At 64.5% G+C, this 20,257-nt stretch carries 21 protein-coding genes; 3 read left to right on the plus strand and 18 right to left on the minus strand.

The window, feature by feature from the left end; genetic code table 11:
* Window positions 1–185: 185 nt before the first annotated feature.
* A complete protein-coding gene (locus tag ACEN8I_RS08830) occupies window positions 186–647 on the minus strand; it encodes an EVE domain-containing protein (protein ID WP_413327979.1) in 462 nt (153 codons plus the stop codon).
* Between the two features lie 167 nt (window positions 648–814).
* Here ACEN8I_RS08830 and ACEN8I_RS08835 point away from each other — a divergent pair, with 167 nt between their 5' ends.
* Complete coding sequence (locus ACEN8I_RS08835) at window positions 815–1,243, plus strand: hypothetical protein (RefSeq protein WP_413327980.1); 429 nt, start codon at window positions 815–817, stop codon at window positions 1,241–1,243.
* Window positions 1,244–1,858: 615 nt separating this feature from the next.
* Window positions 1,859–2,350, plus strand: coding sequence for a hypothetical protein (locus ACEN8I_RS08840; RefSeq protein WP_413327981.1), 492 nt, complete (start codon window positions 1,859–1,861; stop codon window positions 2,348–2,350).
* Between the two features lie 220 nt (window positions 2,351–2,570).
* On the opposite strand, the gene ACEN8I_RS08845 is transcribed toward ACEN8I_RS08840, so the two are convergent.
* From ACEN8I_RS08845 to ACEN8I_RS08925, 17 genes are all read right to left on the minus strand, one after another.
* Complete coding sequence (locus ACEN8I_RS08845) at window positions 2,571–3,245, minus strand: alpha/beta family hydrolase (RefSeq protein ID WP_413327982.1); 675 nt, start codon at window positions 3,243–3,245, stop codon at window positions 2,571–2,573.
* 33 nt (window positions 3,246–3,278) lie between these two features.
* Window positions 3,279–3,524 carry a hypothetical protein gene (locus tag ACEN8I_RS08850; RefSeq protein ID WP_413327983.1) on the minus strand — a complete coding sequence of 82 codons (246 nt, stop codon included), beginning with the start codon at window positions 3,522–3,524 and terminating at the stop codon, window positions 3,279–3,281.
* A 39-nt stretch (window positions 3,525–3,563) separates the two neighbouring features.
* Entirely contained in the window at window positions 3,564–3,773 is a 210-nt protein-coding gene (locus ACEN8I_RS08855; RefSeq protein WP_413327985.1) for a hypothetical protein, read from the minus strand.
* A gap of 172 nt (window positions 3,774–3,945) precedes the next feature.
* Window positions 3,946–5,577 (minus strand): HEAT repeat domain-containing protein, encoded by a 1,632-nt coding sequence (locus tag ACEN8I_RS08860; RefSeq protein ID WP_413327986.1) that lies wholly within the window; start codon window positions 5,575–5,577, stop codon window positions 3,946–3,948.
* A gap of 20 nt (window positions 5,578–5,597) precedes the next feature.
* Window positions 5,598–6,884 carry an amidohydrolase family protein gene (locus ACEN8I_RS08865; protein ID WP_413327987.1) on the minus strand — a complete coding sequence of 429 codons (1,287 nt, stop codon included), beginning with the start codon at window positions 6,882–6,884 and terminating at the stop codon, window positions 5,598–5,600.
* Between the two features lie 11 nt (window positions 6,885–6,895).
* Window positions 6,896–7,627 carry a GNAT family N-acetyltransferase gene (locus tag ACEN8I_RS08870; protein ID WP_413327988.1) on the minus strand — a complete coding sequence of 244 codons (732 nt, stop codon included), beginning with the start codon at window positions 7,625–7,627 and terminating at the stop codon, window positions 6,896–6,898.
* Entirely contained in the window at window positions 7,627–8,559 is a 933-nt protein-coding gene (locus tag ACEN8I_RS08875; protein WP_413327990.1) for an ABC transporter permease, read from the minus strand. Before ACEN8I_RS08875 ends, ACEN8I_RS08870 begins: the two co-directional genes overlap by 1 nt.
* Window positions 8,556–9,626 (minus strand): ABC transporter permease, encoded by a 1,071-nt coding sequence (locus ACEN8I_RS08880; protein ID WP_413327991.1) that lies wholly within the window; start codon window positions 9,624–9,626, stop codon window positions 8,556–8,558. Before ACEN8I_RS08880 ends, ACEN8I_RS08875 begins: the two co-directional genes overlap by 4 nt.
* The gene (locus ACEN8I_RS08885; RefSeq protein WP_413327992.1) at window positions 9,623–11,206 is read right to left on the minus strand and encodes an ABC transporter ATP-binding protein; all 1,584 of its coding nucleotides are present in this window, start codon (window positions 11,204–11,206) and stop codon (window positions 9,623–9,625) included. The genes ACEN8I_RS08880 and ACEN8I_RS08885 overlap by 4 nt, the downstream gene beginning before the upstream one ends.
* Window positions 11,203–11,934, minus strand: a complete 732-nt coding sequence (locus ACEN8I_RS08890; RefSeq protein ID WP_413327994.1) for an alpha/beta fold hydrolase — start codon at window positions 11,932–11,934, stop codon at window positions 11,203–11,205. Before ACEN8I_RS08890 ends, ACEN8I_RS08885 begins: the two co-directional genes overlap by 4 nt.
* A gap of 71 nt (window positions 11,935–12,005) precedes the next feature.
* Window positions 12,006–12,449 (minus strand): VOC family protein, encoded by a 444-nt coding sequence (locus ACEN8I_RS08895; protein WP_413327995.1) that lies wholly within the window; start codon window positions 12,447–12,449, stop codon window positions 12,006–12,008.
* 1 nt (window position 12,450) lies between these two features.
* Complete coding sequence (locus ACEN8I_RS08900) at window positions 12,451–13,404, minus strand: 5'-methylthioadenosine/S-adenosylhomocysteine nucleosidase (protein WP_413327996.1); 954 nt, start codon at window positions 13,402–13,404, stop codon at window positions 12,451–12,453.
* A gap of 24 nt (window positions 13,405–13,428) precedes the next feature.
* The gene (locus ACEN8I_RS08905) at window positions 13,429–14,433 is read right to left on the minus strand and encodes a BMP family protein (protein WP_413327997.1); all 1,005 of its coding nucleotides are present in this window, start codon (window positions 14,431–14,433) and stop codon (window positions 13,429–13,431) included.
* Window positions 14,434–14,474: 41 nt separating this feature from the next.
* Window positions 14,475–15,119 (minus strand): uracil phosphoribosyltransferase, encoded by a 645-nt coding sequence (gene upp, locus ACEN8I_RS08910; protein ID WP_413327998.1) that lies wholly within the window; start codon window positions 15,117–15,119, stop codon window positions 14,475–14,477.
* An 80-nt stretch (window positions 15,120–15,199) separates the two neighbouring features.
* Window positions 15,200–16,501 (minus strand): URC4/urg3 family protein, encoded by a 1,302-nt coding sequence (locus ACEN8I_RS08915; RefSeq protein ID WP_413327999.1) that lies wholly within the window; start codon window positions 16,499–16,501, stop codon window positions 15,200–15,202.
* Window positions 16,494–17,807 carry a GTP cyclohydrolase II gene (locus ACEN8I_RS08920; protein WP_413328001.1) on the minus strand — a complete coding sequence of 438 codons (1,314 nt, stop codon included), beginning with the start codon at window positions 17,805–17,807 and terminating at the stop codon, window positions 16,494–16,496. The genes ACEN8I_RS08915 and ACEN8I_RS08920 overlap by 8 nt, the downstream gene beginning before the upstream one ends.
* A 116-nt stretch (window positions 17,808–17,923) precedes the next feature.
* The gene (locus ACEN8I_RS08925; RefSeq protein WP_413328002.1) at window positions 17,924–19,450 is read right to left on the minus strand and encodes a helicase HerA-like C-terminal domain-containing protein; all 1,527 of its coding nucleotides are present in this window, start codon (window positions 19,448–19,450) and stop codon (window positions 17,924–17,926) included.
* A gap of 78 nt (window positions 19,451–19,528) precedes the next feature.
* Here ACEN8I_RS08925 and ACEN8I_RS08930 point away from each other — a divergent pair, with 78 nt between their 5' ends.
* The gene (locus ACEN8I_RS08930) at window positions 19,529–20,254 is read left to right on the plus strand and encodes a YebC/PmpR family DNA-binding transcriptional regulator (protein WP_413328003.1); all 726 of its coding nucleotides are present in this window, start codon (window positions 19,529–19,531) and stop codon (window positions 20,252–20,254) included.
* Window positions 20,255–20,257: the final 3 nt, after the last annotated feature.

A 20,257-nucleotide genomic window follows, 5' to 3' on the forward strand; every position in this document is an offset into this window, starting at 1 on the left:
GGCGTGATGAAACGCTATGTATACAGACGAAATGCCGGCCGAGGCGGCCGGTGTCAGGAATGACAGTGACTAATTGGGCCGCGGCCGGGCTGTGGTGTGTTTGTCACGCGCGTAACCGCGAGGGGCGATGCCGGTTTTGGTGCACCCTAAGCCATTGGTTTGCCCACCGCCCGCGGCATGAAGAACTAAGGCTTAGCGCCCACAATCGCCTTCCAGTGTTTGGGCTCCACCGGCGTGATCGACAGCCGGTTGCCCTTGCGCAGGATGATGAGGTCCTCGAGCTCGGGCCGCGCGCGCAGCTCGGGCAGCGTGATGTTGGGAATCTTCTTCACGACCTGCACATCCACCAGCAACCAGCGTGGCTCCTCGCGTTTGGACTTGGGGTCGTAGTAGGGCGACTTGGCATCGAACTGCGTAGGGTCAGGGTAGGCCGTGGACGCCACCCGCGCGATGCCCACAATGCCGGGCTTGGCGCAGCTCGAGTGATAAAACAGCACACCATCCCCGACCTTCATCCCGTCACGCATGAAGTTGCGCGCCTGGTAGTTGCGAACGCCTACCCAGGGCACCGTCGAGTTTTTCGCCGCGAGCGCGTCATCGACCGAGCATTCTTCGGGTTCGGATTTCATGAGCCAGTAGCTTGTCATGGGGTGGCCTTGATGGGTGATTGAAAATCGACTGTATGGCCTGTGCTCGTTCATACTGAGGAGGCGGCAATCACACCGTCCGTCTAGAATTGATCGGCGAGATTTGATCCCCATTTTATCGAGCTGAACGAAACTTAGAATCGACGATAAGTCTTTTAGTAACAAGCATGCCACGTCACTCGTCTCCGCGGCTCATAGCCATCACGCTTCTCGCTGCGGCAGGTATGTTCGCTTGCATTTGGCTGTTCATCGCGGTTGGCTATTGGCAAAAAGGCGTATCGGCCGATACCATGTTGCTGCTCCAAATCTCTCGCGAGACGCCCGAGTGGCAAGCATCGCGTTGGGCCATAGCATTCCCTCTTGTCGCTGTTGGTCTTGCTGCCGTCTACCGGTGGTCCCCTCTAGCGAAGGTCCGCAGCGGAGCCGCATTACTCGCTGCTGTGGCGGCATGTATCTGGGCCGCCGGCTTCAACCTAGTTCATCCGGTGCTCATGTTCGCATCGGCTGTCCCGGTGGTTCTGGCGGTCCATCATTTCATCGTCGCCGTCCGCGCCAACACAAGGGCTGGCGTCGAGGAAACCTCCAGTGAGGCCTAACCCTCCATCGAGCGGACGTTAGACCGCGATGCGTTGCTTGATTCTTGTCGAAGACACCTTCCAAGTCACCGGGATAGGTCTTGTCGTAGTGCCCGGCCCACTCCGAGAGGAAGTAGCGGGTATCGGAAGTCTCCCGGTCGAACTTCGGAAGCCTTCGGGAGAGCGAGTGCAAGCCAGGTTGGCCCTCACTCATACGCCTCAGTCTCCTCCCGCACCCCCTGAACTTGCCAAACGATGGACCTCCACACTGCACGGCGTGCGAAAGGATGATGTTCCGATTGGCACAGAAGTGTGGGAACTGGAAGAGTCCGAAAGCTCAAGACTCTTGGCCGAGGATCGTGCAATCTTCTTCAAGGCGAGCGAAGAGGCAGGCGGTGGCGGATCGTCAAAAGTTCGTTGCGATATGTGTGGATCACCGATCACATTTCGATGGCAGGGGTCAGTTGGGTTCCATTCCTGCGAGTGCGGGAAGTTCTCCGGCATGCTGAGGGGTCTCTGACGGTGAGCGTGCGGCCTACCCAGCTAGTCGACACGGACGCTCAAGGGCATCCTGCCGCTGCGCGGCATCCTATCCTTGGTCGCCGGTCACAAACACATTAGGCAGCTCATTCATTCATGGCCGTCAAAATCAAATTCCTGAGCGTCGTTGTACCAATCGAGAACATCAACAAGAGCTCTATCGAGGAAGGACTTTCCGGCCTGCTTAAGCAATTCGGTGGTGGTCGCGGAAAGTCCTTCTGGCTCGATGATCACCTCTATGTCGAGTTCGCAATGAGCCCGATCGATGTCCAGGCATCGGTCGAAAAGTGGGAGTCTCTTGGCCTAACCCCTCGCATCGAAGAAGGCGGTCAGCGGATGTGGCAAGACCTTTGCGTTGTTGACTTCTACCAAGGTCCCACTCTGCCGTGCAGATGGCTGACGTTTGACCCAAATGCGCACATGGCGTGGAAGAGTGGTGCCGCTCCCGGAGCTATCGTCGGTCCGGACTCAGAAGGAGATCAGACTCCATTGTTCATACCATCAGAGAAGATGGCTGAAATGGCGAGATTTGCGACCTCCGGCTTGGATGGGAACGTTGAGGCAAAGCCATGGTGGAAGTTTTGGTAGACCATATGCCAATACAGTCGTTCGAGCGGATCCACAACGGCGCTCCACGCTTTCTCGCTTCGGTCCATTGGACGCAGTGCAATGCCAACCAGAGCGGCAGGTGCCAGACGTCCTGAGCTGGATTGCCACCGTGGATGTGAGCAGCGGATGTCGCGCAAAAACTCAGGGACGTAGGGTGGCCCTCCCGGTACATCAGGGCGCTGATGACCCTATTGCAACCCTAGCGCTTCGCCATCCACGCGACCATGGTGTCGCACAGTTCCTCGCGCACCTGCGCATCGGTGCGGCCTGAACGCACCAGCACATGGAAGGCGTGGTCGGCGCCCTCCACGACATGCAGGCTTGCCTTGTTGCCGAGCTTTGCCGTGGTCTGCGTGATCAGGTCCAGGTCCGCGAGGCTGTCGCGCGTGCCTTGCAGAAAAAGCATGGGCAGCTTGACGCCCGCCAGGTGCACGGCGCGTTCGGTGGACGGCTCGCCGGCCGGGTGCAGTGGAAAGCCCAGCAGCACAAGGCCCTTCAGCCCGGGCAAGGGCTCAGCCGCCTGCGCCTGCGTGCTCATGCGCCCACCGTAAGACTTGCCACCGGCAAACAGCGGCACACCCGGCATATGCCGCGCCGCTTCAGCCACCGCCGCCCGAACCGCCGCATGCGCGACGGCGGGGGAGTCCGGGCGTTTAGCACCTTGTTCCATGAATGGAAAATTGAAGCGCAAGCTGGCGATGCCGCGTTCCGCGAGACCCAGAGCCATCGCCTCCATGAAGGCGTGCTTCATGCCCGCGCCTGCGCCGTGGGCAAACACATAACAAGCCTTGGCGCCGGCGGGCGCCTGCAGCAGGCCGGAAGTGCTACCACCGGAGGGGAGCGCAATGGCCAGTGAAATGGGGCGTGTCGGCATCAAGGGGAAGCGTGCGGGGTGGTGCCGCCCCGGTCAGTGCGCCAGGTCGGCCACCAGCTTGTTGGCTGCCTGAACAGCCTCCTCGCGCGTGGGCCAGGTCCTGTCGCTGTCGTGCAAGGGCGGCAGCGATTCAACATGGACAACGTCGATGTACCAGGGGCCGTCAGGGAAGTGGCACAGCCTGGCCATGTAGTTGCGGCCGTTTGCGACGCCGGGGACGTATTCCTCGATCGGTTCTGGTTCTTCTTCTGGTACTTCTTCTGGTATTTCTGGGTTCATCGTTTTTTTCCAAATCCTGATTATCTGTAAGCCATCCAGCTAATCCTTGATGTCCACCTTGAGCGCCGCGAGCTTTTTGGCGTAAGCATCCCTGCGTTTGGCCGCTTTTTCCGCAGTCTCGACGGCCATCTGAATCGCCTTGGGGCCTTTTGCGGCAACCGTTTTGATCAATCCGAATTTGTGGGCGGCCTCTGCCTGCGCCTTCCTGTAAGTGGCGATGAGTTCGGCGTGGGCAATGGATGAATTCACGGAGTACCTCTTTACTGCTTACCTGCACCTAAGGTTCAAAGCGCAACTCTACCGCGCCGCCCCGTTACCTCGCCATGCACCTTCCAGCCGGCAATGGGGCCTATGGCCGCGAGCATCGCGTCCTGGATGGCGTAGGCGCCAGCGCGGTCGGCAGGGGCACAACTTGGCAGGATCAGTGAGTCTTTGCCTTTATGGCGTCCAGTGCTTCCTGTGCGGCGGCGCGGCAACCGGAGTCATCATCGCCCAGCAAAAGCTCCAGGGCCGGCACTGCCGTGATGGCAAGCGGGCCCAACCCGCCGAGTGCGCTTGCCGCCGCAGAGCGGGGATACCTGACGTCCGCACTTTCGATGATGTGTACCAGGCGCGGAATGGCCTGCGGGTCAGCCGCCGTTCGCGCCAGGGCGATTGCGCAGGCGGTCGACAGCACGTCGCCAGCTGTTTGCAAACCTTTGAGTAGCTGCGGCGCGGCGGAAACGGCAGCAGGCCCCATTTCTCCCAATGAAAAAGCAGCCCACGCCGCACGCGGGTCGTCTTGCGCCTGCACAAGCGTGAGGAGCTGTGGAATCGCAGGCGCACCCACACGCGCCAGCGCCCGGCCGGCGGCGGACCGGACAATCGGGCTTTGATGGCCGAGGGCTGCCAGCAAAGCCTCCATGACTGGAGGGTCGGCCGAGGCAATGGCTCCCAATGCGTCGGTCGCAGCCCATTGCAAATCCCAGTAGTCTTCGTTTTGCATCGCCTCGATGAGCTTGGGAAGAAGGGGGGCGGCTGCCGGTCCCAGTTCGCAAACGACGTCGCAAACAGACTCTTCGTAGTCGTCAAAAACCCGAGCGAGCGCGGGCAGCGACTCGCTGACGCGCCTGTCAATTTTCCACAAGGCTTTCGACGCGGGCACAACGCACTCGTCAATACTGAGTGCGCTAACAAGAGCGGCTATGGCATCCAGCGGCGCTGGGTGGATCACGCTCAAAATTTCGCAAACTTGTGATGCCGAGGCGCTATCGCGGCCCAGCCATTGACAAAGATATTCCGTCTGGGCCGACAAATCTATCTGGGGCGCCAGCCGCGTCAACTGCGACAGGACTGCATGCAACACCCTTTGGGCGGGGTCTTGTTTCAATAGGCCAAGCAGCACATCAGCGTGTTCCGCAGCTGCGAGGCCCAAAGATTCGACAACGTAAAGCGCGGACCAGCGCGTATCCTCGTCGACGTCATCCAGCGCAGAGAAGATGAGCGGACTATGGCGGTGTAGCGCTGAGCGGTCGTCCATGCGCTTTGCGATATTGCCGAGGGCATGGAGCGCGGAACGGCGATCCGAGGTGATCCCGAACTCCACCAGTTGAAAGAGGGATTCGACGGTCCGGCTGTCGCAATCGTGGACGAGGCCTAAAGCCCAGGCTGCGCGTGAGCGAACATTCTCCGCGGGGTCTTTCAGCAAGCGCCGAAGTGAATCGCTGGCAGGGCGGGCTTCATCGCCGATATTGCCGATCGCCCATGCAGCGCGTTCCCGAACCTGCGAGTCGGCGCTGAGAAGGCAGTCAATGAGCGGCTCGACGCTTTGAGATTTGCAATAGCCAAGCGCCCAGAGTGCGCTTTCCGCCGTCTTGCGATCGCTATCGCCCAGGCGTTCGATTAACACGGGGACAGCCGCGGCGGCTTTTGGGCCCACTTTGAACGCCAGGTCATAGAGGGCCTCAACCGCTTCCCGCTTTTCGTCCGCGCTATGGCTTCCAGCTTTGACGACAAGTTTGTCGACTATTGTGGGCAACTCTTTGTCATCTGGCGGTGGATCGTTCCAGTTCATTGAAGTCCTGCTGGAAGGGCTTAACGGCCTGGGGCTGCTTGCCGGAAATCCGTGCTTGAAGGCCGCCCTGGCATCTGCAGCTGGGTGGCGACTTCGGGCGTTTCGGCCAGCCGCTGGCCCCTCTTCCAGACCTGCAGCCGGGTTGCCCGCAAACGGATCGCCTCTACCGTATCCCGCGCCTGCAGCAGCACAAAACTCGCATCGCAACCCACCTCCAGCCCATAGCCCGGCAGGTGCATGACCTTGGCGGCATTGACCGTCACCGCGTCAAAACACTGGCGTATGCCTTTCTGGCTGGTCATCTGCGCGACGTGCAGGCCCATGTGGGCGACTTCGAGCATGTCGCCTGAGCCCATGCCGTACCAGGGGTCCATCACGCAGTCGTGGCCGAAGGCGACATTCACGCCGGCCGCCATGAGTTCGGGTACGCGGGTCATGCCGCGGCGTTTGGGGTAGCTGTCGTGGCGGCCCTGGAGCGTGATGTTGATCAGCGGGTTGGCGATGACGCTGACGCCGGACTCGGCGATCAGGGGCAGCAGCTTGGAGACGTAGTAGTTGTCCATGCTGTGCATGGAGGTGCAGTGGCTGCCGTTGACCCGGCCCTGCAGGCCCAGGCGCTGCGCCTCAAACGCCAGGGTTTCGATATGGCGCGATAGCGGGTCGTCGGATTCGTCGCAGTGCATGTCGACCAGCAGGCCGCGTTCGGCGGCGATCTCGCAGAGCAGCTTGACGCTGGCGGCGCCGTCGGCCATGGTGCGCTCAAAGTGCGGGATACCGCCCACTACCTCCACGCCTTTGTCCAGCGCGCGTTTGAGGTTGTCGACACCGCCTTTTGTGCGCAGCACGCCGTCCTGCGGGAAGGCGACGAGTTGCAAGTCTATATAAGGCGCGACCTGTTTTTTGACTTCGAGCAACGCATCGACGGCCAGCAGGCTGGCGTCGCTGGTATCCACGTGGCTGCGTATGGCCAGCAGGCCCTTGGCCACGGCCCAGTCGCAGTAGGCGAGGGCGCGTCGGATGAGAGCCTCGGACGTCAGCAGCGGTTTGAGCTCGCCCCACAGCGCAATGCCTTCAAGCAGGGTGCCGCTTTCATTGACGCGCGGCAGGCCGTAGCTCAGCGTGGCGTCCATGTGGAAGTGGGGGTCTACAAAGGGCGGGCTTAGAAGATAGCCGCCGGCGTCGACTGTTTCGCGGGCCGGTGCCTGCAGGCCGGCTTCCACGGCGGTGATCTTGCCGTTTTGCACGGCAATGGAGATACCGGTGCGGCCGTCGGGCAGCGCGGCGTTGGTGATGAGCAGGTCTAGCATGGCATGGCCTTTCAGCTGCGATTTGGCGCGTCGGCGGACCAGCGCGCGCGGGGCAGGCGGTAGATGCAGCAGCGCCGCTCAGGGTTGCCCTCGGGGTAAGCCCAGTGGTCGAATTCGTCGGCTGGGCTTTCCTGCATGCCCAGGCGCTGCATGACGGCACGTGATCGGGTGTTGCGCAGGGTCGTCATCGCGACGATCTCTTGCAGGCCCAGGGACTCGAAGCCGGCGCGCAAGGACAGGCGTGCCGCCTCGGTGGCCAGGCCCAGGCCCCAGAAGCGCTGCGCCAGCCGCCAGCCCACTTCCACGCAAGGGCCTAAAGGAAATTTCGGGTCGGGAATATGGAGGCCGGTAAAGCCCGCGAATTGCGGTGCCGCGCCCTCGGCCAGGTAGTCCATGGCCCAGAAGCCCCAGCCGCGTTCCTCGATCTTGCGGCTCATGCGGTCTATCCAGGCGTCGCTCTGCGCGCGGCTGAGCGGCGCCGGAAAGTGGCGCATGACCTCGGTATCGGCCGTCATGGCGGCAAAGGGGTCGCGGTCGGCGTCCGTCCAGGGGCGCAGCCGCAGGCGCGGGCTGGCCAGCAAGGCTGGCGCGATGACGGTGGCATTGCCGGGAGCCCAGGCGATGGGCTCGGCGTCCAGGCCGCCGGCCAGGGCATCCTGCAGGAGCTGGCGTTCGGCCTGTTTGCGGGCGGTTTTTTCATTGAGGAAAGCCGGGTCTGTGCTTTCTGTTTGGCGGCTGCGCATCAGCGCTCTCCCTTGCGATAAGGTTTCATCAACGCCTGAGGATACGCCGCCTTGCGCGCCACCAGCACCAGCGCGAGTATGGAGAGCAGGTAGGGCAGCATCAAATAGATCTGGTAAGGCACGTTGATCAGGCCGGACGTCTGCAGGCGCAGCTGCAGCGCGTCAAAAAACGCGAACAGCAGGGCGCCCAGCAAGGCCTTTCCGGGCCGCCAGGAGGCGAACACCACCAGCGCCACACACACCCATCCGCGGCCGTTGACCATGTTAAAGAAAAAGGCGTTAAAGGCCGAGAGCGTGAGGAAGGCGCCGGCCACGCCCATCAGGGCCGAGCCGGCGACGATGGCAGCTGTGCGCGTGGCCGCGACCGAGACACCCTGGCCTTCGGCGGCCTGCGGGTTCTCGCCGACCATGCGTATCGCCAGGCCGGCCGGCGTGCGGTAGAGCAGCCAGGCGACCAGCGGCACCAGGGCCAGGGCCAGCAGGGTGAGCGGGGTTTGCGCGGCCAGCACGCTCAAACCCGATCCGTCCAGCCAGTGCATGGGCGCGAAGGGCGTGACGGTAGGCGGTGTGTCGACCTTGGGAAAGCTCACGCGGTAGCCGTAATAGCTCAGCGAAGTCGCGAGCAGCGTGATGCCCAGGCCGGCCACATGCTGCGACAGCGCCAGGCCCACGGTGAGCAAGGCGTGCAGCAGGCCGAATACCGCGCCGGTCAGCGCGGCCACCACCACGCCCAGCCACAGCGGTGCGCCGCCATACACGGCCAGCCAGCCGCTGAAAGCGCCCGCGACCATGATGCCTTCGATGCCGAGGTTGAGCACACCGGCGCGCTCGCAGAGCAGCACGCCCAGGGTGCCCAGGATGAGCGGCGTGGCGATCCGGAGTACGGCAATCCAGAAGGGAGCGGCGGCGAGGACGTCCAGCAGTTCGGTCATGGCTTGCGCCCCCACACCAGCCGGTACTGCGTCATCAAGGTCGCCACCAGCACCGAAATCAGCGAAGCCGCGACGATCACATCGGCAATATAGGTGGGCACACCGACCGCGCGGCTCATGGTGTCGGCGCCCACCAGCACGCCGGCCACAAACACGGCGGCGGCGACCACGCCCAGGGGATTGAGCGCGGCCAGCATGGCAATCACGATGCCGGTGTAGCCATAGCCGGGCGACATGTCCAGGGTGACATAGCTGGTGCGGCCGGCCACCTCGATGGCGCCGGCCAGGCCCGCGAGCGCGCCCGAGAGCAGGGCGACCAGCACCACGGTGCGCGTGACGGGCACGCCGGCAAAGGCGGCCGCCCGGGTGTTGGCGCCCATGGCACGTATGTCAAAACCCAGCACGGTGTATTTGAGCAAAGCCCACAGCGCCAAGGCCAAGCCCAGGGCCCAGAACAGGCCGGTGTGTATGCGCGTCTGTTCAACCAGCTTGGACAGCTCCAGTTCGCCCATCAGCGCCACGCTTTGCGGCCAGCCCATGGCGGTCGGGTCTTTCATGGGGCCGTCCAGCATGGCCGAGACAAACAGCAGCATCACAAAATTGAGCAGCAAGGTGGTGACCACCTCGTCAACGCCCAGCCGCGCTTTCAGCAGCGCCGGCCCGAGCAGCAGCAGGGCGCCGGCCAGTGCCGCCGCCAGCAGCATGAGGCCGAACAGCAGCCAGACGGGCAGCTCAAAGCCGGTGCCGCCATGCAGACCGCCCACGGCCACGGCGGCGAGCGCGCCGGCATACAGCTGGCCCTCGGCGCCTATGTTGAACAGCCGCGCCTTGAAGGCCACGGTGGCCGCCAGGCCGGTCAGGATGAGCGGAATCGCGCGGGTCAGGGTTTCGCTGAGCGCGAAGACAGAGCCAAAGCCGCCCTTGAACAGCAGGCTGTAGGTCTGCCCCAGCGGCGCGCCGGCCCACAGCACCAGCAGCGCGCTGACCAGCAGGGTAAAAGCGATCGCGGCAATGGGGGCCAGCAGCAGGGCGAGCTTGGAGGCTTCGGTGCGCTTCTCAAGCCTCATGGCGAATTTCCTCCCACCGTTCGCCCTGAGCCTGTCGAAGGGCCGGCTTGAACCGAAGCGGCACCGGCCATCGCCAGGCCAATCGCCTCTCGCGTCCAGGCTTCGCCCGGCAAGGCCTCGGTAAGCCGTCCCGCGTGCATCACGGCCACACGGTCCCCCAGCGCGATGACCTCGTCGAGGTCGTCGGAAATCACCAGCACGGCCGCGCCGGCATCGCGCGCGGCAATCAACTGCTGCTGCACATAGGCGACCGCGCCTATGTCAAGGCCCCAGGTGGGCTGATGGGCAATGATGAGCTGGGGTGGCTGCGCTTTGGCTTCCGTTGAGGGAGCGACCAGGGCCCGGCCCAGGATCAGCTTTTGCATATTGCCGCCCGACAGTGAACGCGCCGCCGTCTGCGGCCCGCCGCCGCGCACGTCGAACTCGCGCACAATGCGCGCGGCATGGGCTTGCGCGGCCTGGCGTTTGACCCACAGAGCCTTGGAAAACGCCGGGCTGCGCAGGCGCTCGGACACGGCGTTTTCCCAGACGCAGAGGTCGCCGACCACACCCACGCCATGCCGGTCTTCGGGGATGCGCGCCACACCTTGCGAAACCAGCCAGGCGGGGGACGCCTTCATGGGCCGGCCCTGCAGGTTGACTGTGCCCTGGCTGGCCTGGCGCATGCCGCACAGCAGTTCGGCCAGCGCGAGCTGGCCGTTGCCCGAGACGCCGGCAATCGCGACGATCTCGCCCGCCTTGAGCTGCAGCGAAACGCCGTCCAGCCGGTCGCGGCCGGCGTCGGCGGTGCTGACCGCGTCCAGCGTGCAGACCGCCGCGCCCGCCGCCCGCGCGGGCCGGCGCTGGGCGGCCGCGACGGCATGGCCCACCATCCACTGCGCAAGCTGGGCCTGGCTGGTGCCGGCGGCCGGCGCCTGGGCCACCAGCTTGCCGGCGCGCAGCACGGCCACGCGTTGCGAGACACGCAGCACCTCAGCCAGCTTGTGGCTGATAAAAATGATGGACAGGCCCTGGGCCACCATCTGGCCCAGCGTGGCGAACAGCGCCTCGCTTTCCTGCGGCGTCAGCACGGCCGTGGGTTCGTCAAGGATCAGGATGCGTGCGCCGCGGTACAGGGCCTTGAGGATTTCGACACGCTGGCGCTCGCCGACCGAGAGGCTGCCGACTTTGGCCTCGGGCGTCACCGGCAGGCCGAAGCGCTGGGCTACGTCCAGCAATCTGGCGCGCGCGGCGCTGCGGCGCGAAAACAGCTGCCACAGCGGCTCGCTGCCCATCATCACGTTGTCGAGCACGCTGAGGTTGTCGGCCAGCGTGAAGTGCTGGTGCACCATGCCGATGCCGGCCTCGAGCGCCGCGCGCGGGTTGCCGGGCGGCAGTGGCTTGCCGAAGATTTCTATGCCGCCTTCGTCGGCCGTGTAGTGGCCGAACAGGATGGACACCAGCGTGGACTTGCCCGCGCCGTTCTCGCCGAGCAGCGCGAGGATTTCACCGGCATGCAGGTCCAGCGAAATTGCGTCATTGGCGAGCAGCGGGCCGAAGCGTTTGGTGATGTTGGTCAAACGAAGAACCGGAGCGCTCATGGTGATGCAGCCTCCAGCTTGCGGCAGAACGCTTCAATCGCGAGCGCGGCAGGCGCCGGCGCGGCCTGCAAAAGGAAATGCGGGCCGTCAAGCCTGACGATTTCGATGGACGGGAGGTTTTGCTTCAAGGACTCGGCTGCGGATCCTGGAACAACCCTGTCCTGTTTTGCCTGCAGATACATCACCGGCACCTGGATCTGTTTGAGCTTGTCTCTCACATCCACCCGGAGAACTTCCTGCATCCGCCTGATCATGGTTTGCGGTGACAGCTGCCGCAGGGCCTGTTCGAGCATGAGCCTGCGCGCGGGCGGCGCAAATGCGCCGAGCAAAAATGGGGCGACCACACGGGTCAACGCGTGCGGCGGAATTCTCCGGAACAGCGGGTTGTCCGCCACGGAAGAGAGAAAAGCCAGGGCGGGGCGGGGAGTTTTCGCGAAGGTACAGGACAGGATGAGCCCGCATAAGCCGGCCGGCCGGGTGGCCGCAATGGAGGCGGCCAGCGGCCCGGAAAAAGACTCGCCGAGCAAGACAAAGGGCTCGGACGTCAGACGCGCCAGGACGAGCTTCTGGAGTTCCTCGTATCCCAGCGCCTCATTCCCCGGGTAGCGTACGACCTCGACTTGCAGGGATGGCGGCAGCGCCTTGAGCAAAGGGGCAAACAGATCTCCAGTGCCATCCATTCCAGGTAGCAAGACGAGCCGTAGAACAGGGCGGAGGGGCACGGTCATCCGAAAGAAGTAGGGTTTGGCAATGTGGCTTTCAGATCAACCAGGGCCGCGGCACTGGCGGCTGCGAATGCTCAGCTGAGAGATTCCCAGTGATCATGCCGGTCACGCCGCTCCTGGCGGTAGTTGGTGATTTCCAGACGGAGGCCATCGGGGTCGCTGAAAAAGGTCGCCCAGTAGTCCGGTGCGTATTCGTCGTGCTGGTGCGGCTCGCTGGCGTTGATGCCTGAGGCCTGCAGCAGCCGGGCGCATTCGAGCACGTCTTCGACGGTGTCCACGCGCAGGCAAAAGTGGTGAAGGCCGGGCGAGTAGGGGTCGTGCGTGGCTTGGGAGCGGGCCGGCCGCAGGACATAACCGAAGTAGCGGTTGAAATACTGGATGTGCGGGTCCCCGCCGATCGTGAAGGTGTTTTTGCGGCAGCTGAGTACTGTCAGCATGAGTTTGTCGTAGAACGCTTCCGACGCTGCCATGTCGCTCACGGCAATGTAGATGTGGTCGATCCCGGTGAGTTCGGGCATGCTATTTCCAGGCTGCGAGAAATGCCAGCAGCACTTTCGCCGAATTGTCGGCGGCGATATTCATGAAGGTCACCATCTCATTGGCGCCTTCGCCGCCGCCGGCCAGGTCGCTGAGGGAGCGGAAGGCGATATAGGGCACGTTGTTGCTGTAGGCCACCATGCCGACGGCGGCGGTTTCCATGTCCAGCACATTGGCACCAAAGGTCTTGAAGGCGTATTCGCGGAAGGCGGCGTTGTCGACAAAGGCCTGGCCGGAGACGCCGTTGCCGCCGACCCGGAGTTGCGGCTTGTGTGTCAGGCAGACGCCGGCGTTGCAGGATTCCAGCGCGATGGGCCCCAGGCCGCGCGCTGTCTCCAGCATTTTGGGGTCGACGGTGAACCAGAACTTGCGCACCGGCGCCGGGCTGGCGGCGCTGCGGGTTTCGACGGGGCGCGGATGCAGCATGCCGAAGGGCGCCAGGGTCTGGGCCTCCATGCGCGGCGGGATGGTGTAGCGACCGGGCGCGGTTTCGCGCGCCATCAACACCTCGAGGTACTGGCCCCACTGGGCCGGCACGCTGACATCGCCTATGTGCAGGCTGGGGTCGACGCCGCCGGCGATGCCGCTGAAGACAATGCTCTGGACATTGAAACGGTCCAGCACCAGCTGGGTGTTCATGGACGCATTGACCATGCTGATGCCCGAGAGAAACAGCACGACGGGCTTGCCCTGCAGCGTGCCGGTGCTGAACTCGACGCCATTGGCGCGGTGCCGTACCGGGGTTTGCAGCTGCCGCAGCAGCAGGGTGAGTTCGGGCTCGAAGGCCGAGATCACGGCGATGCGCGGGGTGTCGTCCAGCCGCACCGGCGTGCCGGTGCTGGCGCAGCCGGCCAGGCCGAGGGCCAGCAGCCCGGCGACGGCAAAAGCCGCCAGCCGGGACAAGAGCACGCGCCGCAGGCAGACAAGGACAGGCATACGGCGCTTCTCCAGCCCTCAGGCTTATTTGGCGGTGGACTTGGGCTGGCTGTCGTCGACCTTGACGGTGTATTTGCCGTCGAGGATGTCTTTTTCCTTGGCCTTGACCTTGGCGACGATGGCGGCGGGAACCTTCTTCTCGAAGGTGCCCAGCGGGGCCAGCTCGGAGCCCTTGTGCTTCATCATGGAATAGGGGCCGTAGTCCTCGGCCGTGAACTTGCCGTCCTTGACCAGCTTGATGGCGCGGTCAATGCTGGGCTCCATATTCCACAGCGCCGAGGCGACCACGGTGTCGGGGTATTTGTCCTGGGTGTTGATGACGTTGCCGATGGCCAGCTTGCCTTTTTCCTTGGCCGCGTCGCTGACGCCAAAGCGCTCGGCGTACATCACGTCGGCACCCTTGTCGATCATGGCGAAGGCGGCTTCCTTGGCCTTGGGCGGGTCAAACCAGCTGTTGATAAAACTCACGCTGAACTCGACCTTGGGGTTGGTTTCTTTCGCGCCGGCCATAAAGGCGTTCATCAGGCGGTTGACCTCGGGAATCGGGAAGCCGCCCACCATGCCTATCTTGTTGCTCTTGGTGACGCCGCCGGCAATCATGCCCGTGAGGTAGGCCGGCTCCTGGATGTAGTTGTCGAACACCGAGAAGTTGGGCGCCTGCGGCTTGCCCGACGAGCCCATCAGGAAGGAGACCTTGGGAAAGTCCTTGGCGACCTTGCGCGCCGCGGCCTCGACGGCAAAGGCCTCGCCGACGATCAGCGTGTTGCCGGCCGTGGCGTATTCGCGCATCACGCGTTCGTAGTCGGCGTTGGAGACGTTCTCGGTGGCCTTGTATTCAATCTCGCCGCGCGCCTCTGCGGCTTTGAGCGCCTTGTGCAGGCGGCTGACCCATTGCTGTTCAAACGGCACGGTGTAGAGCGCGGCAACCTTGGTCTTGGCCTGGGCGAATGCCATGCCGGGCATGGCGATGGCGGCGGCGGTGGCGAGCAGGACGAATTGGCGGCGCTTGGAACGGGCAGCTTGAAACATGGGACTCTCCGGGTTGGTGGGTTCAGGTTGGGAAAGCGGGACTACTTGGTACCAAAGATGCGGTCCCCTGCGTCGCCCAGGCCCGGCAGGATATAGCCGTGGCTATTGAGCTCGCGGTCTATCGCAGCGGTGTAGATGGGTACGTCGGGGTGAGCGGTCTGCAGCGCCTTGATGCCCTCGGGGCAAGTCAGCAGGCAGACAAACTTGATGGACTTGGGATTGAGTTCCTTGAGCCGCTCGACGGCCGCGATGGCCGAATTGCCGGTGGCCAGCATGGGGTCGACGACCACGATGTCGCGCTCTTCCATGTCGTGCGGCATCTTGAAGTAGTACTCGACGGCCGTCAGCGTCTTGGGGTCGCGGTACAGGCCGACGTGGCCCACGCGCGCGCCGGGCACCACGCTGAGCATGCCTTCGAGGATGCCGTTGCCGGCGCGCAGGATGGAGACAAACACCAGCTTCTTGCCGTCTATAACCTTGGAGGTGGTTTTTTCGAGCGGGGTTTCGATCTCGATCTCCTGCATGGGCATGTCGCGTGTGACCTCGTAGGCCATCAGCATGCTGAGCTCATTGAGCAGGGTGCGGAAGGTGTTGGTGGAGGCGTCCTTGCGGCGCATCAGGGTGAGCTTGTGCTGCACCAGGGGGTGGTCTACCAGGTGGACTTTGTCGCTGCGGGTGGTCGTCATGTGTGTGTATGCCTCTTCATTCTTGTGCCTTGCACGATTTCCAGGAGAGAAATCCCAGAAAGAAATCTCACAAAGAAATCTCAGAAAACCGTGCCGTCGCTTTCGATGTTCAGGGGCGGCAAACCCTGATGCAATTGCTGTGCCAGTGCGCGCCCCGCGGCCCAGGTGCCGCCTTCGAGCACGCGGGCCAGCGGCATCTGTTCGGCCGTCAATCCTAACTGCTCGCGCACCATGGGCGCGAGTTCGTCGAGCAGGGCCACGGTCAGCGCGCGCCATTCCACAATGAGTTCATCACCGGCCTGGTGCAGGCGCTGGGCCTGGGCCGGGTCCTTGAACAGCAGCACGCCGGCGTCCAGGAACAGGCCGCCGTTGCGGTATTCGGGCAGGCCGGTCAGGGCGTCCAGGCCGTTGACCTGCACGCCGGCCCATTCAAAGGGCTCGAGCAGCGAATAGGTGAGCCACTGCGAAAGCTTGTGGAATGGCATCCAGCCCTGGCTGGGGCCGCTGTCGGCTTCGCCGGCCGCGGGGTGGCGCCAGCAGTCGCCCAGCGGGATGTTACCCAGCATGTTCTGCGCCGGCCAGATGGACGACAGGCCGGTCAGCAGGATGGACAGCAGCTCATGCGCCTCGACGGTGTTTTTGCCGGGAAGCACCAGCACTTCAAACAAATGCCCGGGACGGCCGCGCGGGCCGAACAGCGCGGGCTGGTCCTGCAGGGCCTGGCCCAGGCGGCGCAGCAGCGCGGCGCGGCCTTCCAGGCCCACCAGCGGGTTGCTTTCGCTGACCTGGAAGGCGGCGGCCAGCTGTTCGCCCGTGACGGCCTTGAGGCCCGCGGCATCGGCCTGCAGCGGGTACTGCGGGTCGCTGGAAAACATGCCGGCCATAAAGGCATGGAAGCTGGCCACGCCCAGGCCTTCGGAGCGGCTGTACTCGCAGCCGGGCCGCTCGCCCTGGGCGGCTTCAAGGTAGCGCCACTGCGGGCCGGCGCCGGCGTCGAGCAGCACGCTGACCAGGGCCAGGTCGATCTGGGCGCGCGCGCGCCCGGCCGGCGTGGCCGAGGCCAAGGCCTCGTTGAGCAGGGCGGGGCGGTTGACGCCGCCGGCCTCGAAATGCCGCCAGCGCGAGTGGTAGGGAATCTCCAGGCTGGGGTAGCGGGCACGCGTGATTTCGGCGACCAGGCTGGCGGCGGTGGCCATGGCGCCGTCGTTGACGCTGAACCAGGCCGATTCGCCGCGGCGCGCGCGTGCCAGCAGGGCGCGTGCGCGCGTGCGTATGGTGGCGGTGGACCGCAGCTCGGCGGCGGCGCCTATGCCGCGCAGGTTGCCGGCGATGGTGTAGCTGGCGTTGGCCGGGGGCGAGGCGGGATTGGGGGCTTCAGGCATCCAGCCCCCGGCCCTTGGCTTTTTTGAGTTCCTCGGCGTCGGGCACGGCCCCGGGCGTGAAATAGCCGGCGGCCATCTTGGCGTCCATCTCGACCTGGGCATCGGCCGGGATCAGGCCTTCGGGGATGTTGACGCGTTCGACGACTTCGATGCCGGCTCGTGTGATGGCGTCGTATTTCATGTTGCTCATGGAGACCAGCCTGTGGATCTTGCGTATACCCAGCCAGCTCAGCACGTCGGGCATCAACTCCTGAAAGCGCATGTCCTGCACGCCGGCCACACATTCGGTGCGGGCGAAGTACTGGTCGGCGGTGTCGCCGCCGACCTGGCGCTTGCGCGCGTTGTAGACCAGGAACTTGGTGACTTCGCCGAGCGCCCGGCCTTCCTTGCGGAAGTAGGCCACCAGGCCCACGCCGCCGCGTTGCGCGCCCTGTATGCATTCCTCGATCGCATGCGTGAGGTAGGGGCGGCAGGTGCAGATGTCGGAGCCGAAGACGTCGGAGCCGTTGCATTCGTCGTGCACGCGGGCGGTGAGTTCGATCTCGGGGTTGGCCAGGTCGCGCGGCTTGCCGAAGATGTAGGCGGTGAGGCCGCCTATGGGCGGCAGGAACACTTCCAGGTCGCTGCGCGTGACGAGTTCGGGGTACATGCCGCCGGTTTCCTCGAACAGCACGCGGCGCAAATCGGTCTCGCTGCACCCGAAGCGCCGGGCGACTTCGGGCAGGTACCAGACCGGCTCGACCGCGACCTTGGTGACCACGGCCGCGCCGCCGGCCGTGAGGTATTTGCCGTCGGCCTTCAGGCGCCCGGACTGCAGGGCCTCTATGACCTCGGGCAGGATCACATGGGCTTGCGTCACGGCGATGGTGGGGCGTATGTCGTAGCCGGCGGCCAGCTCGGCCGAAAAAACGTCGGCCACCGTGGCGCCCCAGGGGTCCATGGCGGCGATGCGGCCGGGCTCGCTCCACTGCGGGTAGGGGCCGATGATGTCGGTGGGCGAGGTGTTGGTGAGGTCGGCCTTGTGTTTGGCCGACAGTGCACCCGAGGCGACGGCCAGCGCACGGTAGACGCTGTAGGAGCCGCTGTGCGTGCCGATGACGTTGCGGTGGCTGCGCTTGGTGGTGGTGCCGACCACCGGGCCGCGTTCGGCCGGCGTGGCCGCGCCCCAGTGGATGGGCAGCGCGCCGTGGCCGCCCGCGTGCGAGGTCAGCCGGATGTGGGAGGTTGATGTGTTGGAGGCGGCTGGCGCGGCTCCCGGGGAAGAACCAGGTGCGCCGGAAGACGGGGCGGCAACTTCAGCAGGCATTGCGTATCCTTCAAAAAAACCAATGTAGCGATGCGTGCCGGGCTTGACAAGCCCGCTGCCTGCCGGAGGTCGTTAATACGCGACAGGCGGCGCGCCCTTTGGGGGTGCGCCCGGTGTCAGCGTTTCTTGCCGCCGAAGATGCTGCCCAGCACGCCGCGGATGATCTCGCGGCCCACGGCCGAGCCCATGGTGCGCACGGCCGACTTGGCCATGCTTTGGGCCAGGCCGTCGTGCTTGCCGCCGCGCGGGCCGGTGGTGCCGAAGAGCACGTCGTTGAGCCCGCCCAGGATGCCGCCGGAGTCGCTGGTGCCGGCCGCACCGCCCTGGGGCGCCTTGCCGGCTTCGGCGGCCGCCACTTCGGCGCGGCCCTTGATTTTTTCGTAGGCCGATTCGCGGTCCACGACTTTTTCATAGACGCCCGCGACCAGCGAGCCCTGGATCAGCGCCTGACGCTGCTGCGGCGTGATGGGGCCGATCTGGCTGCCGGGCGGCAGCACAAAAGCCCGTTCGGTGACGCCGGGCCGGCCCTTGGTGTCGAGCAGGCTGACCAGCGCCTCGCCGACGGCCAGCTCGGTGATGGCTGTCTCGATGTCCAGGCCGGGCTTTTGCCGCATGGTCTGCGCGGTGGCCTTGACGGCCTTCTGGTCGCGCGGCGTGAAGGCGCGCAGCGCGTGCTGCACGCGGTTGCCCAGTTGAGCCAGCACCGAGTCGGGAATGTCCAGCGGGTTCTGCGTCACGAAATACACGCCCACGCCCTTGGAGCGCACCAGGCGCACCACGAGCTCTATGCGCTCGACCAGCGCCTTGGGCGCCTCGTTGAACAGCAAATGCGCCTCGTCGAAGAAAAACACCAGCTTGGGTTTTTCGGGGTCGCCGATTTCGGGCAACTGCTCGAACAGCTCGGACAGCATCCACAGCAAAAAGGTGGCGTAAAGGCGCGGCGAATTCATAAGCTTGTCGGCGGCCAGGATGTTGATCACCCCCTTGCCGTCCACCGTCTGCATGAAGTCGCTGATGTTGAGCATGGGCTCGCCGAAGAACTTGTCGCCGCCCTGGCTTTCGACCTGCAGCAGGCCGCGCTGGATGGCGCCCACGCTGGCGGCGCTGACATTGCCGTACTGGGTGGTGAACTCGCCGGCGTTGTCGCCCACGTACTGCAGCATGGCGCGCAGGTCTTTGAGGTCCAGCAGCAGCATGCCGTTGTCGTCGGCGATCTTGAACACCAGGTTGAGCACGCCGGCCTGGGTCTCGTTGAGGTTGAGCATGCGGCCCAGCAGCAGCGGCCCCATGTCGGAGACGGTGGCGCGCACCGGGTGGCCCTGTTCGCCGAAGACGTCCCACAGCGTGGCCGGGCAGGCCAGGGATTCGGGGATGTCAATGCCGCGCTCCTTGAGGACGGCGGCCATCTTGGCGCCTATGCTGCCGGCCTGGCTGATGCCGGTCAGGTCGCCCTTGACGTCGGCCATGAAGACCGGCACGCCGATTTTGGAGAAATTCTCGGCCAGGGTCTGCAGCGTGACGGTCTTACCGGTGCCGGTGGCACCGGTGATCAGGCCGTGGCGATTCGCCAGGCCGGGCAGCAGCTCGCACTGGGTGTCGGCATTGCGGGCGATGAGCAGGGGGAGGGCGGTGGTTTCGGCCATGGGGGTGTGCGGTGGGTGAAAAAGTAAAATGCGGTTTGTAGATTAAATCAATTAATCACTGAATAAAGGGTTTCTGTCGTGGCTGGTCATAGTAAATGGGCGAATATTCAACACCGCAAGGGCCGACAGGACGAAAAACGCCAGCGCATCTGGACGCGCGTGATGCGCGAAATCATGGTGGCGGCCCGCATGGGCGGCGGCGACCTGGGCACCAACCCGCGGCTGCGCCTGGCGGTGGACAAGGCCAAAGCGGCCAACATGCCAAATGAAAACGTCAAATACGGCATCGCCAAGGCCACCGGCAGCCTGGAAGGCGTGCATTACGAAGAGGTGCGCTACGAGGGCTACGGCATAGGCGGCGCGGCCATCATCGTCGACTGCATGACCGACAACAAGGTACGCACCGTGGCCGAAGTGCGCCACGCGTTTTCCAAGCACGGCGGCAATATGGGCACCGAAGGCTCGGTGGCCTTCCAGTTCAAGCACTGCGGCCAGATTATTTTCGCGCCCGGCGCCAGCGAAGACAAGATCATGGAAGTGGCGCTGGAGTCCGGCGCGGACGACGTGATCACGCACGAAGACGGCGCCATCGAGGTGCTCACGCCCTACACCGGCTTTGAGGCCGTGCGCAACGCGCTGGAGGCCGCCGGCCTCAAGCCCGAGATCGCCGAGGTCACCATGCGCGCCGACAACACCATAGAGCTCAGCGGCGAGGACGCCCGCAAAATGCAAAAACTGCTGGATGTGCTGGAAGACCTGGACGACACCCAGGACGTGTTCCACAACGCGGTCCTCGAAAGCTGAAGG

Source organism: Polaromonas sp. CT11-55, assembly GCF_047303325.1.
Classification (GTDB): domain Bacteria; phylum Pseudomonadota; class Gammaproteobacteria; order Burkholderiales; family Burkholderiaceae_C; genus Polaromonas.

Coding starts and splice junctions, on each gene's coding strand:
- ACEN8I_RS08830 (WP_413327979.1), bottom strand. CDS start 647: ATGACAAGCTACTGGCTCATGAAATCCGAACCCGAAGAATGCTCGGTC.
- ACEN8I_RS08835 (WP_413327980.1), top strand. CDS start 815: ATGCCACGTCACTCGTCTCCGCGGCTCATAGCCATCACGCTTCTCGCT.
- ACEN8I_RS08840 (WP_413327981.1), top strand. CDS start 1,859: ATGGCCGTCAAAATCAAATTCCTGAGCGTCGTTGTACCAATCGAGAAC.
- ACEN8I_RS08845 (WP_413327982.1), bottom strand. CDS start 3,245: ATGCCGACACGCCCCATTTCACTGGCCATTGCGCTCCCCTCCGGTGGT.
- ACEN8I_RS08850 (WP_413327983.1), bottom strand. CDS start 3,524: ATGAACCCAGAAATACCAGAAGAAGTACCAGAAGAAGAACCAGAACCG.
- ACEN8I_RS08860 (WP_413327986.1), bottom strand. CDS start 5,577: ATGAACTGGAACGATCCACCGCCAGATGACAAAGAGTTGCCCACAATA.
- ACEN8I_RS08865 (WP_413327987.1), bottom strand. CDS start 6,884: ATGCTAGACCTGCTCATCACCAACGCCGCGCTGCCCGACGGCCGCACC.
- ACEN8I_RS08870 (WP_413327988.1), bottom strand. CDS start 7,627: ATGCGCAGCCGCCAAACAGAAAGCACAGACCCGGCTTTCCTCAATGAA.
- ACEN8I_RS08875 (WP_413327990.1), bottom strand. CDS start 8,559: ATGACCGAACTGCTGGACGTCCTCGCCGCCGCTCCCTTCTGGATTGCC.
- ACEN8I_RS08880 (WP_413327991.1), bottom strand. CDS start 9,626: ATGAGGCTTGAGAAGCGCACCGAAGCCTCCAAGCTCGCCCTGCTGCTG.
- ACEN8I_RS08885 (WP_413327992.1), bottom strand. CDS start 11,206: ATGAGCGCTCCGGTTCTTCGTTTGACCAACATCACCAAACGCTTCGGC.
- ACEN8I_RS08890 (WP_413327994.1), bottom strand. CDS start 11,934: ATGACCGTGCCCCTCCGCCCTGTTCTACGGCTCGTCTTGCTACCTGGA.
- ACEN8I_RS08895 (WP_413327995.1), bottom strand. CDS start 12,449: ATGCCCGAACTCACCGGGATCGACCACATCTACATTGCCGTGAGCGAC.
- ACEN8I_RS08900 (WP_413327996.1), bottom strand. CDS start 13,404: ATGCCTGTCCTTGTCTGCCTGCGGCGCGTGCTCTTGTCCCGGCTGGCG.
- ACEN8I_RS08905 (WP_413327997.1), bottom strand. CDS start 14,433: ATGTTTCAAGCTGCCCGTTCCAAGCGCCGCCAATTCGTCCTGCTCGCC.
- upp (WP_413327998.1), bottom strand. CDS start 15,119: ATGACGACCACCCGCAGCGACAAAGTCCACCTGGTAGACCACCCCCTG.
- ACEN8I_RS08915 (WP_413327999.1), bottom strand. CDS start 16,501: ATGCCTGAAGCCCCCAATCCCGCCTCGCCCCCGGCCAACGCCAGCTAC.
- ACEN8I_RS08920 (WP_413328001.1), bottom strand. CDS start 17,807: ATGCCTGCTGAAGTTGCCGCCCCGTCTTCCGGCGCACCTGGTTCTTCC.
- ACEN8I_RS08925 (WP_413328002.1), bottom strand. CDS start 19,450: ATGGCCGAAACCACCGCCCTCCCCCTGCTCATCGCCCGCAATGCCGAC.